Raw genomic sequence first — 18,510 nt, 5'->3', positions numbered from 1 at the left:
CGGCGTACCGCCCTCGGGAGCCTGCTGGTGCGGCGCCGGCATGGAACACGCGGTGGGTACGACTGACCGGAGGCACCCCGGGCAGCTCTGGGCAGTTCTGGGCCGTTCCGGGCAGTCAACGTATCCAGAACCGGTCCGGTGGCTGCCGCAGCGACCTCGCCGACTCCCGCCGTGAACATCGATCACGCACAGTGACGCGACCGGGGCCTGCCTCGGGCGCGCACCGCTCGCTCGCCGCCCGCAATGGCGCGGAGGTAACCTGAATCAACTGCTCCTGCAGCCCCGCCCGGGGAGGTCGCATGACCGCCGCTGTGAGCCTCCGCCCCAGCAAGGCGGACGCACTCCGCTACACCCCCATCGCCGAGCACGGCCTGATCGGGGACATGCGTACGGCCGCACTCGTCGGCACCAACGGCACAATCGACTGGTACTGCTGCACACGATTCGATGCACCCAGTGTCTTCGCGGCGATCCTCGACGCCGACCGCGGCGGCGCCTTCGAGCTGGCCCCGGACGTACCCGCCCGGACGAAGCAGTTCTACTTCCCCGACACCAACATCCTGATCACGCGGTTCTTCGCGGACCACGGTGTCGGCGAGGTCCAGGACTTCATGCCGATCGTCGACGACTCACACGAGGCGGACCGCCACCGGCTGATCCGGCGGGTGCTCTGTGTGCGGGGGGCGCTGCCGTTCACCGCCCGGGTGGCCCCACGCTTCGACTACGGGCGCAGCACGCACACCGTGAGTACGCGGCATGGCCAGACCGTATTCGACTCCCCGGATCTCTCTTTGGCGCTGACCTCCAGCGTTCCGGTGGAGATCGACGGCCCGGACGCCACTTCCTCGTTCATGCTGGGCGAGGGGGAGTCCGCGGTTTTCGCGCTCGACCGGATCGGCGGCGGGGTGGAGCCGAGGGCCTGTCCGCTGATGGAGGCGGAAGAACTGTTCGGTGCGACGGTCCGGTATTGGCGCACCTGGCTGTCGCGCTCCCGCTACCGAGGGCGCTGGCGGGAGATGGTGCACCGCTCCGCACTCACTCTCAAGCTCCTCACGTACGCCCCGACCGGCGCCATCGTGGCCGCTCCCACGACCAGCCTGCCCGAACAGATCGGCGGCGAGCGCAACTGGGACTACCGCTATGCCTGGGTGAGGGACGCCGCATTCTGCATCTACGCACTACTCAGACTGGGCTTCACCGACGAGGCCAAAGCCTTTGTGCACTTCCTGTCCGAGAACATCGGCCTCAACAACGGTTCCGACGGTCCGCTGCAGATCATGTACGGCATCGACGGCCGCAGCGAACTCCCCGAGGAAGAACTCCTCCACCTGGAGGGCCATTTGGGCTCCTCGCCCGTCCGTATCGGCAACGGGGCCGTCAACCAGCTCCAACTGGACATCTACGGTGCCCTCATCGACTCCCTCTACCTCTACGACAAATGGGGTCAGCCGCTGTCCAGCGACCACTGGGCCACCGTCGGCACCCTGGTCAACTGGGTGTGCGACAACTGGGACCAGCCGGACGAAGGCATTTGGGAGACGCGCGGCAAAGCCCAGCGCTTTCTGTACTCGCAGCTGATGTGCTGGGTGGCGATCGAGCGCGCGATGCGGATCGCCATGCACCGGGGCCTGCCGGCGGATATGCCCCGTTGGGCCCATGCCCGCGATGCGATCTACCAGCGGATCATGGAGTGTGGCTGGTCCAGCGGGCGAAAGGCATTCGTCCAGCACGAGGGCGACGATGTCCTCGATGCGTCCGTCCTGATGATGCCGCTGGCCAAGTTCATCTCTCCCACCGACCCGAAATGGCTCTCCACTCTCGATGCGTTGGGCGAGGAGCTGGTGTCCGACTCCCTGGTCTACCGCTATGACCCCCGCCGCAGCCCGGACGGGCTACGGGGCGAGGAGGGCACCTTCTCGGTCTGCTCGTTCTGGTATGTCGAGGCGCTGTCCCGCGCCGGCCGGGTGGACGAGGCCCGGCTCGCCTTCGAGAAGATGCTCACCTACGGCAACCACCTCGGCCTGTACGCCGAAGAAATCGGCCACACCGGCGAACAGATCGGCAACTTCCCCCAGGCCTTCACCCATCTCGGCCTCATCAGCGCCGCATTCAACCTCGACCGGGCCCTGGGCTGACGCACCGCACAGCCCCGCAGGGGGCGGGCGGCGGGCGGTGCGCACGGGAGCGACACGGGCGCCTCAGGACTTGGACGTCCCCTCAGGACCTGAGACGTCGGCGCAGGACCAGGACATCGGCTCAGGACCTGGGGCGCCGGCTCAGGTCCGGGCGGCCGGGGCGGCCGGGGCGGCCGGGGTGGCCGGGTTCGCGCTGCTCCTCGCCCCACCACAGGTGCGGCGCGAGGTACGGGTTCTATGTGGCCAAGCCCGGTGTCGACGCGGCGACCCTCAACGCCGCGCTGGCACAGGGCCTGAACGTGCTTCTCACGCCCGGGATTTATCACGTCGACCGGCCGGTCGAAGTCCGGCGCGCGAACACCGTGGTCCTGGGGCTGGGGTATGCGACCCTCGTTCCGGACAACGGTGTGACGGCGTTGAAGGTCGCCGACGTCGACGGTGTGCGGCTCGCCGGATTCCTGATCGATGCCGGCCCGGTCAACTCCACCACGCTGCTGGAGGTCGGCCCCGAGGGCGCTTCCGCAAGCCACGCCGCCAATCCGACCACGGTTCAGGACGTCTTCCTCCGGATCGGCGGGGCGGGCGCCGGGAAGGCGACCACCAGCATGGTGATCAACAGCAACCACACCATCGTCGATCACACCTGGGTCTGGCGCGCCGACCACGGGGACGGTGTGGGCTGGGAGACCAACCGGGCCGATTACGGGGTCCGGGTCAATGGCGACGACGTCCTGGCGACCGGGCTCTTCGTCGAGCACTTCAACAAGTACGACGTGGAGTGGCGCGGCGAGCGGGGACGCACGGTCTTCTTCCAGAACGAGAAGGCGTACGACGCACCCAACCAGGCCGCGGTACAGAACGGCAGCACCAAGGGGTACGCCGCGTACAAGATCGCTGACGAGGTGACCACGCACGAAGGGTGGGGCCTGGGCAGCTACTGCTACTACAACGTGGATCCCACCGTCCGCCAGGACCACGGCTTCGAGGCCCCGGAGAAGCCGGGCGTGAAGCTCCACGGTCTGCTCGTGGTCTCCCTCGGCGGCAAGGGGCAGTACGAGCACGTGATCAACGGCGTCGGCGCCCCCACCTCGGGTACCTCGACGGTGCCGTCGACGGTGGTGTCCTATCCCTGATCCCTGATCCCTGAACCTGAGGTCCCTCAGGCCCCTCAGGTCCCTCAGGTCATCCTGATCACCGACAGCCCTCTGGGGCGGCCCATACCTCCGTTCGGCCATGGCCGGAGGCGCCGTGCCAGGGGGCCGTGACGGGCGGGCCGGCGGTCCGGCCTACCGTAGGGCGGCGCATCTGTTGAGCCTGGAGAGTCATGACCATCGAAGAATCCGCCTTCCGAGGGCGGATGCCTGCCCGGACCGGTGACCTGGCGGTCGAGCGGCACGGTATCGAGCCGGTGCCCGAAAGCAACCGCTACGGGAAATCTGCCCGCCTTTTCACCGTATGGTTCGCCCCCAACCTCACGATGACCGGAGTGTTCTCCGGCACCGTGGGCATCTCCCTGGGGCTGGACTTCTGGACGGCCCTGACGGCCATGGTGCTCGGCACGATCGTCGGCGCGGTGCCCGCCGCATACCTCGGCACCTGGGGCAGCCAGACCGGGACCGGTCAGCTACCGCTGTCACGGCTGGCCTTCGGGCGTGGTGTGGCACTGCCCGGCATCATGCAGTGGCTCTCCTCCGTCGCCTGGGATGCGCTGATCGGCCTCTTCGGCGGTGAGGCGCTGGCCCAGCTGCTCGGCTGGCCGTTCTGGCTGGGCGCGCTGGTGGTCCTGCTGCTCCAGGGAGCCGTCGGCGTCTTCGGCTACGAGGTGCTCCATCAGCTCCAAACGGTGATGACCTTCGTGCTGGGCGCCGCATTCCTGATCCTGAGCGTCAAGCTGCTGTCCGGGGTGCCGCTTCCCGTATCGAGCTCCGCACACGGCGCGGATCGTCTGGGTGCCTTCGTCCTGACCAGCACCATCGCGCTCAGTCTGGCCATCTCGTGGGCCCCCTACGCGTCGGACTTCAGCCGCTACCTGCCCCGTGCGACGTCCCGGCCCAGGATGTTCTGGTACTCCGTGCTCGGCATGGTGCTCTCGTTCGCCTGGGTCCAGGCGCTGGGGCTGTGGGGAGCCGAGCTGTTCACCGATCAGACCGCCGCCGGGGTGCACGGACTGCTGGGCGGCGGGGTCCTCGGCGCCTTCGGCCTGCTGGCCATTGCGGCCGCGGCGGTGTGCAGCAACGCCATGAACGACTACAGCGGCTCCCTGGCGCTCCAGACGGCCGGCATCCGGATACCCCGGCCGCTCGCCGCGGCGGCAGCGGCGGTACTCGGCTTTCTACTGGTGCTGTGGATGCACGCCGCGGACACCGCGGTGCGCTTCCAGAACCTGCTGTTGTTCGTGGGTTACTGGATCCCCGGTTTCGTGGGCATCGTGCTCGTCGACGCGAGGCTGCGCGCCAAGGCCCGTCGTGGCGCGCCGATCGACGTCGCTGCCGAGTTCGCCCGTCCGCAGCCGTGGTGGCCCGCGTGCCTCGCTTTTGTCGTCGCGTTCGCCGCAGCCGTGCCCTTCATGGACACGACCCTGTTCGTCGGCCCGGTCGCGGCCGCACTGCATGGCGCCGATCTCGCGTACTACATCGCATTCATCGTTTCCGTTGCCATCTATGCCCCTTTGAGGCTTTTTGCGAGTGCGCGTACGGCTCGCAAGGGGTAGTAGCCGGCCGTAGCTGCGCCGGGCGCGGGCGGGCGAATGAGCCGGGCCCATGCCCGTCCGGGTGCCGCCGGGCAGCACCGTACGGAGGGCACCGAGCGCACGGAGGGCGCGGAGTGCACGAAGGGTGTGGAGGGCATGGCGCCGTTCTCCTCCGCTGCCGTCATCGGTCCGCTCTGCCCTTCGCGTACGGCTGCTGGGCCGAGGGATGTAGTCCCCGGCCGCGGCAGGTCATGCCGCAGGAGGGTTTGAGGAGCCGTTCGTGTCCAGCGCGCCGTCGGACGGCTTCATGGTCGATGCCGCGGGCACACGTAGCTCTCGAAGAGCTTGCGGGGTGCGGCGGTCCGGTGCCCGCCCGGTGCCCGGTGTCGGGGTGAGGAACCCCACCACCTGCCCGGTTCGATGCGCAGGGACCATTCCGGCGCACGTACCAGGGCGTATCAGGGCGCACCCGGATGCACCCGGATGTCCTCGGACGCACCTGGATGCACTCGGACGCCCTCCCGCCGAACGTGAAGGGAGAGCCGATGGCTACGACGTACGGCACGACGCCGGCTCGGGGCTCTGCGAGGCGGGCCTGGGGGCGAGCGCTCCTGGGCGGCGCGGTGATGGCGTGTGCACTGGGAGCGGGGAATGCGCTGGGGGAGGCGCTCGCCAGGGTGCTCGGTGCCGACGGCTTGGTGCGGCAGCTGTTGCCTGCCGCGCTGGTGAGCGCCTTGGCCGTCCCCACCGTTATGGGGTTGCGGGCCGTCCGGTCGGCACGGTGCGGTCCGCTGGGGCTCGGGCCCCTTTCCTCCGCGCCACTCGGCTTTTTCCGCGGCCTGGCCGTCACCCTCTCCTGTGCTGCCGCCGTGCTCGGGGCCGGGACGGCGCTCGGGTGGGTCCGCTGGGCCGGCCTGGACCCGGCAGCCCTTGCCTCGTTCCTGGTGAGCAATGCCGTGGTGGCCGTGCTGCTGGAGGCGCTGCCCGAGGAGGCGACGCTGCGCGGCTATGCCTGGGCCTCGTTGCGCGACCGGCTCGGCGGAGTGGTCTCCGCCCTGGGGGTGACGGCGGTTTTCCTGCTGGTGCCGGCGGCATCCACTGTGGTGCAGGCCGGGGTGTCCCCACTGGTGGGCGTGGCGTCCGCGCCGATGGGTCTCACCCCCGAGGGGCAGGATCCGGTCGCCTACCTGGTGTTGCTCTCGGTCTTCGGGCTCACGCTGGTGGCCGCCCGTACGGCGCCGGGGTCCGCGCCGCTGTGGGCGGCGATCGGTACCCATGTGGCCTTCCTGAGCGTCAACCGAGTGGTGTTCGAGGGGGTGCAGCGTGGCGCGGGCTGGTCGGCGACGGTCGCCCCGACCCATGCCGCGGTGCTCGAACTGGGGTATCTGGCGGCCACGGCGATGGTCTTCATCGGGGCAAGGCTGGTGTCGTCCCGGATGAAGACGCGGACGCATCGGCGAGGGCAGCCGTCCGCGGCGACCACACACAGCGTGGGCAACTGGACCGGGGCCGGGCCACTGCTCGTCCCGGCCGGACGGGGGCGGCCGCCCTCCGGCGCCGAGCGGGTGTGGCCGTCACACGTCGGCCGGGAGTGGCCGTCACATGGCCGAGGGGCGCGCGTCATTCGACGCGGTGAAGCATGAGGGGTTATAGAGGCTATAGGAGTTTATGTCCGCATTTGTTCGCATGGAGGTAGCGGCGATCTGCCGGTCGATGCCGAGCCCGGCGCGGCAGCCCGCGGCGGGCTCGGCGAGCAATGCGGAAGACTCTTCTTCCCCTGCATGCAAGGGCAGAAGAGATCGGCTTTTACCCATCGGCCCATCAAGCAAACAGGGGTAATGTCCGATTGTTTGCGGCGGATGCGGGCACGCGACTGTCCGGAGGATGATGACGGTGGTTCCGCTTCTGCCGGTGCTGCTTCTTGCGCTGATCATTTCGGCGCTGGAGGTGCACGGCAGGCCTCATGGTCATAGTGGTGACCGTCCTCGCCGTCCAGTTGCCGAGGTGGCGTGAGGTGTTCCACACCGCTCCGCTTTTCCTTGTCCGCTCGGGACGGGTGCGGGGCTGGCTTTTCACCGTCGGGGCGAACAAACCATTTCGTCCGACCTCGGAAAATTGTGGTTGGCAGCCGGGGGAGAGGGAACTCTTTCCGGCCTGAAGGCAAGACGACGCGATATGAGGTGAGCTTTATCATGAGCACCGCCGAGGCTCCTCGCACCATGACGGCGTCGCCGGTGCTGGAGCTTCAACTCGACTGCCGGTCCGAGGCTGTGGGGCCCGCACGGCGCCTTGCCGCCACCTTCCTGGAGCAAATGGAGCCCGCCACGGAGAAGGAGGCGAGGGAGGCGGTGATCCTGGTCGTCTCCGAGCTGGTGACCAATGCGGTGCGGCACGCAGGCGGAAAGACTTGCACGCTGCGGTTGAGGGCGGGCCCGGAGTCGGTGGTGGTCGACGTGGGCGATTCCAGCCCGGTTCTCCCTCGCCCCCGCACTCCGGATGTCACCGGTGAGGGCGGCGGTTTTGGATGGTCCATGGTCTGCCGCATCGCGAGCGCCGTGGAGATCACGAAAGAGCCGGCCGGTAAAACCGTGACCGCGGTCATTCCCCGCCGGGGGCGCGGCTCAGCGTGACCGGCCAGGCCGTGGCCGATGAGCCACGGCCTGAGCGCACAGCGGTGTGCCGCGGCGGACGCCGGGTTGACCGATCGGCCCCCGGAGATGTGGTGGATAGCGCCACGGCTGGACCGCCCGATTGTCCCTATGAGGAACCGGCCGCCTCGGCGGCGAATGGTTCGCCGCCAGAATTCCTTGACGAGGGAATCGAATGCGTCGCGCAAGCCGGGAACTGCCCCGCGTAGCCCGCGCTCAGGACTCGCCCGTCAGCAGCAAAAGTGACCTTGTCGCGGCGGAATATCCGCGTGAAGCGTGCACCCTCTCGTCCACCCGGCGAAGTCGCCTTTCCCGTCAGCTCTCATCAGGTCCCATCAGGGAGGACGGGGGCGGCTACACCAAACCCACCCCACCACAAGAATTCCGGTCGGTGGTGGCGGTGGTGTCGGAGGTGCCGGTGTCTCGGTGATGTCCGTGGTCTCCCGGGGCCAGTCAGGAAATGGCGTTCGGCCAGGGAACCTGAATCGCGGTCGGGGCCGTGTAGTCGATGCCTGGTACCGCGAAACCGTAGAGGCGCTGGACCTCGGCGTGGAACCAGTCGAGGTCGGCGAGGCGGGTGATGGTCTCGGTGGTGGCCGACTCCCACCTTTCGGTGACGGCGGCCTGGACCGCGCTGTTGAGTTCCCAGCCGTCGAGACGGACCCTGCCGTCCTCATCGGTTTCGAGCGGCCGGACGCCCGTCAGTTGGTCCCACAGGCCGGCCAGCTGCGCAATCGGCGGTACCATCCCCTCGCCGAGCGCGCCACGCAGCAGGCCGAGGTAGAGGGCGATGCCGGGGATGGCGGTGGAGGACTGGGTGATGGCCGCGCCGTTGACGGAGGTCACCGCGCGGCCGCCGACCAGCTTGTCGAGGCGCTCGTCGAGCGCCCTGGCGGTGGCTTCGAGGTGGGACTTGGCGGCGCCGATGGTGCCCTGACGGTAGATCCCGTCCGTCAGGGGGGAGCCGATGTACGACAAGGCGGCCGTGGTGAATCCGTCGGCGAGCAGACCACGGTCGGCGAGGTGGTCGACCCACCGTTCCCAGTCCGCGCCACCCATCACCGCCACGGTCTGCTCGATGTCGTCCCCCTCGGCCGGCGGGGTCTCCACCTCCTTGACCTCCGGAGTTCCGTCACCGTCGAAGACCAGGGTCTTGGTGCGGTACGGCTCGCCGATGGGCTTGAGGACCGAGGCGTAGGCGGCACCGGTCTCCGGGTCCGTGCGCCGTGGTGCGGCAACCGAGTAGATCAGGTGGTCCAGCCGCCCGAAACGCTGTCGGAGGAGATCGGAGACCTGCTCCTTCATCTCGTCGGAGAACGCGTCGCCGTTGAGGAACACCATCTCCTGGCCGTGCCGGCGGGCGAGTTCAGCGGTGGCGGCGGTGCGGTACCAGCCGGCCGTGGCGGTGCGGCGCTCGGTGGGGGCCTTCTCGAAGCAGACGCCGATGCCGCGGATCCCCGTATGGGCGAGGCCGGCGATCGTCGCGGCCAGCCCGTAGCCGGCCGAGGAGCCGACGACGAGCGCCACCGGAGCGTCGTCCGATACATGGCTGGGCGAGGGGGCGGCCTGCCACATCTCCTGCACCAGGCGCTCGCAGCCGGCCGGATGGGAGTCGAGGAAGAGGAATCCGCGGCTGCGCGGGGTGATGACACGTTCGCTCATGACGCACGTCCTTCAGTTCGTCCGGTTCATCTAGTTCGTCGCGGAGGTGGAGCGGCCGCCACCGGAGCGCGTACCGTGTCCGCAAGTCTGCGCCTCCATACCTCCCCATGATCGTCTCGGCGGGCACAGTGTTGGTGGGGTGGTTTTGGAGGTTTTCCCCGGGGTGTTCCGCGCACGAATGACGCCGCACCCCACCCCGGCCCGGCGATACGGCGATACGGGTGTCTCGACTCGGTGCGGTCGAAGGCTTCGTCGGCGTGAGGGTGTGGGGGTGAGCCGGTGCCGGACGCTCACGCCGCCTCATGGGGTCGGTCACCACCGCACCACGTCCTGGCCCCGGACGATGAGGCAGCAGGGGCACCCGGGCGGCTGAGCCTTACGGAAAGGCCGGGGGTTTCGAGGGCAGACGACTTCGAGGGCAGACGTCCGGCGGGTCACCGGTCGTCTTGCGGAACTCCCGGTGACCGACCATGAATCTTCCGCGTTCCCGCTGTTTGGACGCTACGTACCCCGTCCGAGCGCTCCCTCGTCGGCGGAGATCACCAGAGCTTGTCGATCTCGCCCGGGTGCAACTCGATGCGGGAGTGCGGGAAGGCGGAGCGGTGACGACGGCTCCGGAGGGAGAAGAAGTCGGCCATGGTGACCTTGTCGAAGCCGGGGCGGTCACTGGGGAACGGGGCCAGGGGCGTCCCGCCGATCAGTACCGCGCCGGGGAGATGGTGCCAGCCCGCGCCTTCGTAGAAGGGCCGGAGCGGGCGGTCGCAAGTGAAGAGACCGAGGTCCGGGCCGCTTGCTGCCATTGCCTCGTGGGCGGCCGTGACCAGACGGCGGCCGTGGCCCTGACCGCGGGCGGAGCCACGGGTCACCACCGTGCTCAGCCCCGCGGCCCGGTAGCGCTCGCCGTCATGGACGATCTGCTTGGTGAGGATGTCCAGTGCGGCGAGCACTGTGGCACCGTCGACGAGCAGCATCGACACCGGCTGCAAGGCCGGGTCGTGGGCGAACGTACCGGGCGCCGAAGGGGAGTTCGGGGGCCAGGCCTCGTCTCGCAGCTCCGCCACCTGCGTACGCAGTGCGGGCGGGACACCGGGTTCCGGGAATGTCATGATCGGCACCCGTCCATTGTGGCTGTCCGTGCAAGGGGGGCCAAGGGATTTCCCTGTGGCCGGACGGCCGGCCCGCCGCCTCGCCTCTTGCGGGTCTCCGACGAGCCAGGACCGGCCTCATGCCGGCATACGCACCCCGCCCCGGGGCAGACGATCTCCATGGGATGGCTGATGCGTTGGGAACGTGTGGTGGAGGAGTACGAGAGCGCGCTACTGGCCAAGATTTTCCGGAACGACCCGGTTCAGCTCTTCGACGCGCTGCGGCGGGAGTGCGATGAGCGTGCGGTCGTCTGCAGCCAGAGCCGCGTCCTCGTGCCCAATGACTACACCGTCGAGCTTGCACCACGGGTGCACGATGAACTGGCCGCACGCGGCGGGCAGGTGGGACGGCACCTGACCGATGTGCTGGCCCGGCACGCCGCCGAGCGTGGATATGAATGGGCGGGCCCCCTCACCGTCCATGTCACCCTCGGCGATGTGCCGAACGGACGGTATCGCCTATCGAGCGCGGCCCTCGCGCACATTCCCGCCGGTGCCGCCGGCCCCCGGGGGTGACCTGGAGCCGGGTTTCGCCGAGCCGGCGGGCCCGGCTCGGCGACTCCGCGTCCCGCAGGGCTCGGGACCCGTCCCGGCCCGGGCGGAACGGACTGGCCAACGGCGCCGCCGGGAGGCGCCGGCCGCCCCGGTGCATCGCACGCCCTACGTAGACCACGTCGGCGTGCTCCGGGGCGTCCCGGTGGCCCTTGAGACGACGACCGTCGTACGTGTCATGCCTTCATTCCCCCCGGCGTGAGCGGCCGTCCCCCTCCTGGCCGCCCGACTGTCCGTCCTGGCCGCCCGGCCGTCCCCCTCGTGACCGGCCGGGCGGCCGTCCCCCTCGTGGCCGGGCGGCCGCCCCCCCCGTGCCCGCGGCCTTGCGCGGGACGGACCGCCCGGTTCGGGTCCGCTGTCTGCGACTACCCGTGAGCTGCCGGAATCGGCGGAGGGTTTACAGGGGCCGGGCCCACAGGTCCCACTGGAGGCCCGAGCCGTCGCAGAAGGGGTCGGCCCACTTGCCGCTGCTGACCAGGTCGGTGCCCGCCGCCTGACAGCCGCTGAGGGTCCAGAACTTCTTGCCGGTCCACACGGTTCCGGGCGGGCCGTCCATCGGCTTGGCCTGGAGGTGGAAGGCGGCCGGTGCGGCCTCGGTTCCGCCGGCGGCGTGTGCCTGAGCGGCGCCGCCCAGTCCGACGACCGTGAGCGCGGCGGCAGCGAGCGCAGTGGTGAGGATTCGCCTGTTACGCACGTGATGTCCTTTCCCCGTAGCGGCGGGCCCCTTGCGGGCCCGTCACCCTGCATACGGATGAGGCCGCTTCGCGGTATGACACGGTATGGTGTGACGCGCGTCACATCGCGGTGCAAGGGGGGGTATGTTCGCCCCTCCTCGCGGGTGAGGCCCCCTTCTTGCGGGTGAGGCCCTCTTCTCGTGAGTGGGGCCCCTTCGCGTGGGCGAGGTCAACCTCCCCTCCTGGTGGGCACCTCGCCTCGCTCTTCCCGTCCCGGTGGTGCCGAAGTGGCCCGGCCGTGAATCCATTTGACGAGGCGTCACCGGTCCGGCCCAGGGCTGCCGGCATCCCCCATGCGCGCCTGGTCGCCAGGTGTGCCCTGGTGTCCGATTTCGCCGCCCGGTTGAAGGTGCCGATACGCCAGTCGCGGTGACGGGGTGTCCGGTGCCTCGCACAGGGGGTGGGGAGCGCAGAAGCGGAGGTGGCCGGGTGAACTATTCCGACCTGCCGGTTTACCTGTTCTTTTCAGGGTGTTGTCCGGAGGCGCTTGCCTTGGGAGTGCGGGCATGGATAGCGTAACCAGCACCTAAAGCTTTCTGAACAGCTTTAGTGAAAGCTAAACATCGTATTGATCCCGGGTGGGGGAGAAGCATGCAGATCAAGGTTGCGGTGGCGTACCACAGTGGATACGGCCACACCGCAAAGCAGGCGGCGGCCGTCGCGGCCGGTGCGGAGAAGGTTCCCGACACTCAGGTACGCCTGGTCTCCCTCGCCGAGCTGAACGACGAACTGTGGGAGGTGCTGCAGGAGTCCGACGCCCTGATCTTCGGCACGCCGACCTACATGGGCGGCAGCAGCGCCGTCTTCCGCGCGTTCGTCGAGGCCACCAGTCAGGTCTGGGGCGACAACATGCGCTGGAAGAACAAGATCGCGGGTGGCTTCACCAACAGCGGCAACATGGCGGGCGACAAGCTCAACGCGCTGATCGACATCACGCTGTTCGCCGCCCAGCACGGCATGATCTGGGTCGGTCTCGCGGAGTACGGCGGCTGGAACACCTCCTCCGGTAGCCCCGAGGACCTCAACCGGCTCGGCAGCTGGCTGGGCGCCATGTCGCAGTCCAACAACGACGAGTCGGCCGAGGTCACCCCGTGCGCCAGCGATCTGCGTACCGCCGAGGCGCTGGGCCGCCGGATCGCCGAGACCGCCCACGTTCACCGGGCCGGCCGGGCAGCCGTCGGGTTCGACGAGGTCTCCGCCTGACCGTCCACGACGCGTACTGAGGCTGCTGCGCCGGGGAGGGGGACCCGATGAACGGCCGTCAGGTGAACCTGGCGCTGTACGCGGACGCGCAGTCCGAGGGTGACCCGCGACCCAGCGTGCAGCCGTCACGCCGGTATCGGGGCGGCTGCCGCACGGGGGTGTGGTGGCTCATGCCACGCCGGCCCCGACAACGACGGTCCGGCGAAGGGAAAGGCGCGCGGAAGCGACCATGCCGTCAGCCGCTCGGTTCCCGAGGGGACGGTCGCGGATCCCGTGGCGGTCCTCGATCTCCGCTCAGGGGCGGCCCTGGGCGCTTCCCGTCCGGGTGCGTCCGGGGCCGGCCGGGCCCGGCGCGTTCCGGGAGACCGTGACGGGGCCCGCGGCACCGCTCCGTCACGCCTGATCACCCGGCCCCGCACCGCACCTTTCCCACCGATTGCACCCCCCGCTGAAAACACTGCCGCCGGGCCCCGCACCGGCCTCGCACACGAAGTCGGCGGGCAAGAGCCGGGCCCGATACGAGGGTTCCGCGATGTCCGGGCGGCGGATCGCCGGTGGCGTTTCCGGCCGGGGTGCGGTGTCGTCAAGGGGCGCCACGGCCGGGCCCGAAAACGGAAACACCACCCGGTGGGCCCGTCCACCGGTGTGCAGTACCACGGCCGCCACGGCGCGGAGTACCTCGCCGCGCCCGCGTGGCACGGCCGGAGCCGGTTCGCCCCCGGGCGTATCCACTCCCCGGCCGGCCGGCTGAAGCTCGTCCCCGTTCGGCAGTCCCATCACCTTCACCGGGCCCGCGGGCCGCCGCGAGCACGGCATGTCCTGGCCGCGTACCGTCCGCGCGGCCGTTGTCACCTGCCATCCCGAGGAGATCAGCCATGTTCAAGACCACCACCGACGCCGAGCTGGCGGGCAACCCGATCGACGAGGTGATCGGGTCCACCATCCGCTACGCGGCACTCACCTCCGCCGCCAAGCTCGGCATCTTCACCGCCTTGGAGGAGGACGGTCCCCAGACCCTCGACGAGCTGGCCAAGGCCATCGGCGCGAGCACGGACGGCACCCGGGCGGTGGCCGATGTCGCCGCCGTCCTGGGCTGGCTCACCCTGGAGGACGGGCGCTACCGCAACGGCCCGCTCGCCGAACGCTGGCTGGGCAAGGACGCCGAGTACGACTTCACCCCGGCGCTGCTGTGGGCCTACGAACTCACCAACGTCATGTGGGATCTGCCGCAGGCCGTGCGGGACGGCAAGCCCGCCCGGTCGCTGTGGGAGCGCTGGGCCGGCAACCCCGAGGCCGGGCGGGACTTCTCCGCGTACATGCGGGTCAAGTCGCGCCTGACGGTGCAGTCCATCGTCGATGCGGTACCGCTGCCGGAAGGGGCGCGGCGCCTGTTGGACCTGGGCGGTTCGCACGGTCTGCACTCCATGGCCATGTGCGAACGGCACCCCGGACTCTCCGCGACCATCGTCGACCTGCCCGAGGCGCTCGCCGACACCGGAGCCGCGATCGAGAGGGCGGGGCTTGCCGACCGGATCAGCCTCCAGCGCGGCAGCTTCCTCAGCGGCGACCTCGGCACCGGATATGACGTGGTCTTCCTCTTCGAGATCGTGCACAACCACACCGACGAGGAGAACCGGGACCTGATCGCGCGGGCCGCGAAGGCGCTGCGGCCCGGTGGCCGGATCGTGGTGCTGGAGGACGTCCGCGGCGAGCAGCTCGACGAGCACAATGCGGCGTTCTCCCTGGCGATGTACGCCTGCTCCGGCGACCGCACCTACAGCCTGCCGGAGATCTCCGGGTGGCTCACCGGGGCGGGCCTGAAGACCGTCGAGCGGATCGCACTGCCCTCATCCGTCTCTCTGGTCGTCGGCACCAAGTAGAGCCGGCAGCCGGGGAAGGGGGAGCACCGTGCAGATCGATCTGGCACACCGGGCGACCAGCTCATGGCTGGACGCCGCGGACCTCGCTCGTGAGGTGTACGCCCAGGCATATGGCGCCGAGGTGGCGCCCCGGCCCGACTCGTTCATCGTCGCCCGTCCGGCCTGCGGCGGGGCGGCGGAGCCCTGCCCGCCACTGGCCTGCGCGGGGCTCACCTTCGGCAGGGAGCAGGAACTGTTCTCCGAGCGGTATCTCGACACCGGAGTCGAGGCCGCCGTACTGGCCCACCTCGGGGTCACGGTGGACCGCAGGCGGGTGGTGGAGGTGGGGGCACTGGCCACCCGCCGCGTCTCGGTCGGCCGCGAACTGATCAGAGCCACACCGATCATCTCCTGGTGCCTGGGCATGGAGTACATCCTGTGCACCGTCACCCGGAGCCTGATCACCACGCTGGGCCGTACCGGCATCTGCTTCGTGCCGTTCGGGCCCGCCGACCCCGGTCGGCTGTCTCCGGACGAGGCGGCGCGCTGGGGCTCGTACTACGACCACCAGCCGCAGGTCGGCGTCATCGCGCTGAACGCCCTGGACCGGCTGTTCTCCGACACCACCGGGCGTTACTCGGTCACCGATCTCCAACTGAGCATCAGCGCCATGGAGGTGGCCGGGCATGCGGGCCATTAGGGAGAGCCTGGTCAGGTTCGGTGAGTCGGCCCGCCCGATGGTCGAGGTACTGGGGGAGGACGGCGTCGCGGCACGGACCCTCAGCTACCAGGAGGTCACGCGCCGGGCCGCGGACCTCGCCGACCGGATCGGCCACGGGGACGGCCGGCCACTGCGCATCGGTGTGGTCTGCGGCAACACCCCCGAATTCGTGGTCGCCGACCTTGCGGTGATCGCCGCACACGCCATCGAGGTGCCGGTCCCGCTCGCCTTCTCCGCCGAACAGGCCGCCGGCCTCCTGGAGGAGACCGATCTGTGCCTGGCGGACGCGGCCGGTCAGGAGCGCCTGACGCAGTGGGGGAGAGACCGGGTCCTGGGCCCGCACTGCACGGTGCTGCCGCTGTCCACGGACGAGCCCGTGCCGTCCGCGCCGTTGGTGCTGCCGCCGGCCGACGCCGGCCGGGCGGACTGGGAGTGCAAGGTCATCCACACCTCCGGCACCACCTCGCGCCCCAAAGGCGTGCGGATCCGGGCGGGGGCGCTGAACGAACTGCTGGCCTCGCTACGGTCGGTGATGCCCCGTGGGGCCTTCGCCCGCTATCTCTCCCTCGTTCCGTTCAGCCTGCTCATCGAGCAGGTCACCGGCCTCTACATGGTGCTGCTCGACGGCGGAACGCTCGTCCTGATGCCGCCGGGCAAGGCCTTGGTCGGCACCGCTGCGGAGGCCCCCGCGGACGCCCTGCCGTATGTGGCGGCGTCCCGGCCGACCGCGATGGTCGCCACACCCGCGCTCGTCGATGCCTTCGCCACCGCCGCGGACGAGGCCGCGGACGGCGGACGGGCGGTGGCACCGGCCCTGTTCGGAACTCCCGACGCGCCGCTCATCTGCTGCGGCGGTGCGCCCGTGCACCCCGAGCTGCTGCGCCGCCTGGAGGAGCACGGCCTCCCCGTGCACGAGGGGTACGGCCTCTCCGAGAACAGCTCCGTGGTGAGCTGGAACACCCCGGCCGCCCGCCGCCTGGGCACCGTGGGCCGCCCGCTGCCGCACGTCCGCGTCCAGATCGCCGACGACGGCGAACTCCTGGTCAGCAGCACCTCGCTGTTCGCCGGCTACACCCGCGACGACCCCTCCAGCCTCGTCCTCACCGCCGACGGCTGGCTCCGCACCGGAGACCTGGCCCACCTCGACGAGGAGGGGTTCCTCAGCATCACCGGACGCAAGAAGAACGTCATCATCACCGCGGCGGGCCGCAACGTGGCTCCCGAGTGGGTCGAGGCACAATACGCCCAACTCCCGTTCGTCCGCGCCGTCGCGGTGGTCGGCGACGGGCTCACCGTCCTCCACGGACTCTTCCTCGTCGACGAGTCCACCGACCTCGCGGCGGCCGAGGCGGCCGTCCGGGAGTTCGGCGAGGTGCACCTCTCCGAGGTGGAGCGGGTCGCCGTTCCGCACCTCGTGGTGGCCGGCGAGCGCTTCTACCGCAGGTTCTTCACCGTCACCGGCAGGCCCATGCGGGCAGCCATCCGCACCGCTCTGACCGAGGGAACGCTGCACGACCACCAAGGAGCTGACGCATGACCACGATCGCTGACGTCCGGCCCTACGGCGCCGCCACCGGCCGGCTCGTGCAACCGGCCGGGGACCGCACGCTGCGTGCACTGGACCCCGCATGGGTCACCGGGCTGCTCGCCGACGCCGGCTTCCTGCTCTTCCGCGGTTTCCACACCGACCTGGCGGAGTTCACCTCGTTCGTGAAGGCGCACTCCAGCCGGATCACCCTCGACCCGGCGCGCTCCTTCCACGGCGGTGAGGTCGCGCAGAAGGTCGACGCGGGCACCGGCGCCGTCGGCCTCCACCTGGAGAACGGCAACAGCCCCTTCGGCCCCGACCTGACCTGGTTCCTGTGCGAGAAGGCCGCCGCCAGGGGCTCGCAGACCACGGTCTGCGACGGCTACCGGGTCTGGGACGCGGCCGGCGACACGGCCCGCGCGGTCTTCGGCATCAAGGACATCATGTACAGCCGCCGGGTGGCGGAGCCCCAGTGGAAGGCGTTCGTCTGCCACCAGACCGAGGGCCGCAAGAAGCTCGACGACATCACCTTCGCCGATATGAAGGAGCTGGTGGGCAGGAACGTGTCCACCACCCTCCAGCTCCATGACGACGGTTCCCTCCACTACGCGTTCCGCACCGGCGCCGCCCGTGCCACGCTCTTCGGCAGCCGGCTCGCCTGGGCCAACAGCATCTTCGGCCCCTCGTACAACTACGAGGCCCCGCGCATCACCTTCGCCGACGGCACCGGGATTCCCGAGGAACTGCTCGCCGAATTCCGCCGGCTCACCACCGAACTGACCGAGGAACTCGACTGGCAGGACGGTGACCTGGCGCTGATCGACAACACCCGGGTGATGCACGGCCGGCGCGAGATCCTCGACACCGACCGGACCATCTACAACGCACAGAGCTACCTCGACCCCGCGCTGCCGGCCGCCGTGCGGGACGGGAGGGCACAGCGATGACCACCCCACCCACCGGGCTCGACGACGCGCGGGTGGGCGCCGTCCTGGACGAGATCGCCCGCACCGCCGAGCACAACGATCCGGACGTGATGAAGCGCGCCTACGCCACCGCGGCCGACTGGCCGCAGCCGCCCACCGCCCAGCAGGCGGCCGAGCTGTGCGCCCGGGCAGCGCTGCCCGTGCACCCGCAGGTCGGCACGTTCCTGTATCAGCTCGTACGGAGCCTGCGGCCGGCCCTCGTGGTGGAGTTCGGTACCTCCTTCGGCGCTTCGACGCTCTATGCGGCGGCGGCGCTGCGCGACAATGGCGGTGGCCGCATCATCGGTTCGGAGCTGCACCCCGGCAAGGCCGACCGGGCGCGCGGCCACCTGACGCGCGCGGGGCTCGATGCCTACGCCGAGATCAGGACCGGCGACGCCCGCGACCAGCTCGCCGCGCTTCCCGGTCCGGTCGACCTGGTGCTGCTGGACGGATGGAAGGAGCTCTATCTGCCGGTCCTCAAGGTGCTCGAACCCGCACTGCGGGCCGGCTCCCTGGTCGTCTCCGACAACCTGCCGATGCTGCCGCCCGAGTTCACCGACCACGTCCGCACCGCCGGAAACGGCTACCTCTCCCAGCAGCTTCCGCTGGGCGACGGCATCGAATTCTCCCTCCGCCTGCAGGACGCAGCATGACGCGCCGCCGGCC

General features: G+C 70.1%; 14 protein-coding genes and 1 pseudogene. 12 read left to right on the top strand and 3 right to left on the bottom strand.

Going from position 1 to position 18,510, the window contains the following annotated elements; translation table 11 throughout:
* Positions 1-299: 299 nt before the first annotated feature.
* The 5 genes and pseudogenes from ACF088_RS15150 to ACF088_RS15130 all read left to right on the top strand — a co-directional run bounded on the left by ACF088_RS15150 (position 300) and on the right by ACF088_RS15130 (position 7,454).
* Positions 300-2,135: a glycoside hydrolase family 15 protein gene (locus tag ACF088_RS15150; RefSeq protein WP_392376224.1), complete on the top strand. Its 1,836-nt coding sequence runs from the start codon at positions 300-302 to the stop codon at positions 2,133-2,135.
* A gap of 233 nt (positions 2,136-2,368) precedes the next feature.
* Positions 2,369-3,268, top strand: a pseudogene (locus ACF088_RS15145) (coagulation factor 5/8 type domain-containing protein); the annotation flags it as partial.
* A gap of 191 nt (positions 3,269-3,459) precedes the next feature.
* Positions 3,460-4,845, top strand: a complete 1,386-nt coding sequence (locus ACF088_RS15140; RefSeq protein WP_392376223.1) for a purine-cytosine permease family protein — start codon at positions 3,460-3,462, stop codon at positions 4,843-4,845.
* Between the two features lie 524 nt (positions 4,846-5,369).
* Positions 5,370-6,467, top strand: coding sequence for a type II CAAX prenyl endopeptidase Rce1 family protein (locus tag ACF088_RS15135; protein WP_392376222.1), 1,098 nt, complete (start codon positions 5,370-5,372; stop codon positions 6,465-6,467).
* 549 nt (positions 6,468-7,016) lie between these two features.
* Entirely contained in the window at positions 7,017-7,454 is a 438-nt protein-coding gene (locus ACF088_RS15130) for an ATP-binding protein (RefSeq protein ID WP_392376221.1), read from the top strand.
* Positions 7,455-7,925: 471 nt separating this feature from the next.
* Here the strand turns inward: ACF088_RS15130 and fabV are convergent, their stop codons facing one another.
* Both fabV and ACF088_RS15120 read right to left on the bottom strand, forming a co-directional pair.
* Positions 7,926-9,134, bottom strand: coding sequence for an enoyl-[acyl-carrier-protein] reductase FabV (gene fabV, locus ACF088_RS15125; protein WP_392376220.1), 1,209 nt, complete (start codon positions 9,132-9,134; stop codon positions 7,926-7,928).
* Positions 9,135-9,673: 539 nt separating this feature from the next.
* The gene (locus tag ACF088_RS15120; protein WP_392376353.1) at positions 9,674-10,240 is read right to left on the bottom strand and encodes a GNAT family N-acetyltransferase; all 567 of its coding nucleotides are present in this window, start codon (positions 10,238-10,240) and stop codon (positions 9,674-9,676) included.
* A gap of 171 nt (positions 10,241-10,411) precedes the next feature.
* On the opposite strand from ACF088_RS15120, the gene ACF088_RS15115 reads away from it, so the two are divergent.
* Complete coding sequence (locus ACF088_RS15115; protein WP_392376219.1) at positions 10,412-10,795, top strand: DUF3662 domain-containing protein; 384 nt, start codon at positions 10,412-10,414, stop codon at positions 10,793-10,795.
* Positions 10,796-11,228: 433 nt separating this feature from the next.
* Here ACF088_RS15115 and ACF088_RS15110 read toward each other — a convergent pair whose 3' ends face one another.
* Positions 11,229-11,525 carry a hypothetical protein gene (locus ACF088_RS15110; protein ID WP_392376218.1) on the bottom strand — a complete coding sequence of 99 codons (297 nt, stop codon included), beginning with the start codon at positions 11,523-11,525 and terminating at the stop codon, positions 11,229-11,231.
* A 631-nt stretch (positions 11,526-12,156) separates the two neighbouring features.
* On the opposite strand from ACF088_RS15110, the gene ACF088_RS15105 reads away from it, so the two are divergent.
* The 6 genes from ACF088_RS15105 to ACF088_RS15080 all read left to right on the top strand — a co-directional run bounded on the left by ACF088_RS15105 (position 12,157) and on the right by ACF088_RS15080 (position 18,497).
* Positions 12,157-12,768: a flavodoxin family protein gene (locus tag ACF088_RS15105; RefSeq protein ID WP_392376217.1), complete on the top strand. Its 612-nt coding sequence runs from the start codon at positions 12,157-12,159 to the stop codon at positions 12,766-12,768.
* 875 nt (positions 12,769-13,643) lie between these two features.
* The gene (locus ACF088_RS15100; RefSeq protein WP_392376216.1) at positions 13,644-14,648 is read left to right on the top strand and encodes a methyltransferase; all 1,005 of its coding nucleotides are present in this window, start codon (positions 13,644-13,646) and stop codon (positions 14,646-14,648) included.
* Between the two features lie 28 nt (positions 14,649-14,676).
* Complete coding sequence (locus ACF088_RS15095) at positions 14,677-15,327, top strand: thermostable hemolysin (RefSeq protein WP_392376215.1); 651 nt, start codon at positions 14,677-14,679, stop codon at positions 15,325-15,327.
* A complete protein-coding gene (locus tag ACF088_RS15090) occupies positions 15,314-16,885 on the top strand; it encodes an AMP-binding protein (RefSeq protein ID WP_392376214.1) in 1,572 nt (523 codons plus the stop codon). The genes ACF088_RS15095 and ACF088_RS15090 overlap by 14 nt, the downstream gene beginning before the upstream one ends.
* Positions 16,882-17,823 (top strand): TauD/TfdA family dioxygenase, encoded by a 942-nt coding sequence (locus ACF088_RS15085; RefSeq protein WP_392376213.1) that lies wholly within the window; start codon positions 16,882-16,884, stop codon positions 17,821-17,823. The genes ACF088_RS15090 and ACF088_RS15085 overlap by 4 nt, the downstream gene beginning before the upstream one ends.
* Complete coding sequence (locus tag ACF088_RS15080) at positions 17,820-18,497, top strand: O-methyltransferase (RefSeq protein WP_392376212.1); 678 nt, start codon at positions 17,820-17,822, stop codon at positions 18,495-18,497. The genes ACF088_RS15085 and ACF088_RS15080 overlap by 4 nt, the downstream gene beginning before the upstream one ends.
* The last annotated feature ends 13 nt before the right edge of the window (positions 18,498-18,510 follow it).

This window comes from Streptomyces sp. NPDC015125 (genome assembly GCF_043080045.1).
Taxonomy (GTDB): domain Bacteria; phylum Actinomycetota; class Actinomycetes; order Streptomycetales; family Streptomycetaceae; genus Streptomyces.
Note: the sequence above shows the minus strand (reverse complement) of the source record. Positions and strands in the feature narration are given on the sequence as shown.

What these genes read in the sequence shown, in the direction of transcription:
- ACF088_RS15080 (WP_392376212.1), top strand. Translation starts at nt 17,820, where the DNA reads ATGACCACCCCACCCACCGGGCTCGACGACGCGCGGGTGGGCGCCGTC.
- ACF088_RS15105 (WP_392376217.1), top strand. Translation starts at nt 12,157, where the DNA reads ATGCAGATCAAGGTTGCGGTGGCGTACCACAGTGGATACGGCCACACC.
- ACF088_RS15085 (WP_392376213.1), top strand. Translation starts at nt 16,882, where the DNA reads ATGACCACGATCGCTGACGTCCGGCCCTACGGCGCCGCCACCGGCCGG.
- ACF088_RS15120 (WP_392376353.1), bottom strand. Translation starts at nt 10,240, where the DNA reads ATGACATTCCCGGAACCCGGTGTCCCGCCCGCACTGCGTACGCAGGTG.
- fabV (WP_392376220.1), bottom strand. Translation starts at nt 9,134, where the DNA reads ATGAGCGAACGTGTCATCACCCCGCGCAGCCGCGGATTCCTCTTCCTC.
- ACF088_RS15115 (WP_392376219.1), top strand. Translation starts at nt 10,412, where the DNA reads ATGCGTTGGGAACGTGTGGTGGAGGAGTACGAGAGCGCGCTACTGGCC.
- ACF088_RS15100 (WP_392376216.1), top strand. Translation starts at nt 13,644, where the DNA reads ATGTTCAAGACCACCACCGACGCCGAGCTGGCGGGCAACCCGATCGAC.
- ACF088_RS15090 (WP_392376214.1), top strand. Translation starts at nt 15,314, where the DNA reads ATGCGGGCCATTAGGGAGAGCCTGGTCAGGTTCGGTGAGTCGGCCCGC.
- ACF088_RS15130 (WP_392376221.1), top strand. Translation starts at nt 7,017, where the DNA reads ATGAGCACCGCCGAGGCTCCTCGCACCATGACGGCGTCGCCGGTGCTG.
- ACF088_RS15140 (WP_392376223.1), top strand. Translation starts at nt 3,460, where the DNA reads ATGACCATCGAAGAATCCGCCTTCCGAGGGCGGATGCCTGCCCGGACC.
- ACF088_RS15150 (WP_392376224.1), top strand. Translation starts at nt 300, where the DNA reads ATGACCGCCGCTGTGAGCCTCCGCCCCAGCAAGGCGGACGCACTCCGC.
- ACF088_RS15135 (WP_392376222.1), top strand. Translation starts at nt 5,370, where the DNA reads ATGGCTACGACGTACGGCACGACGCCGGCTCGGGGCTCTGCGAGGCGG.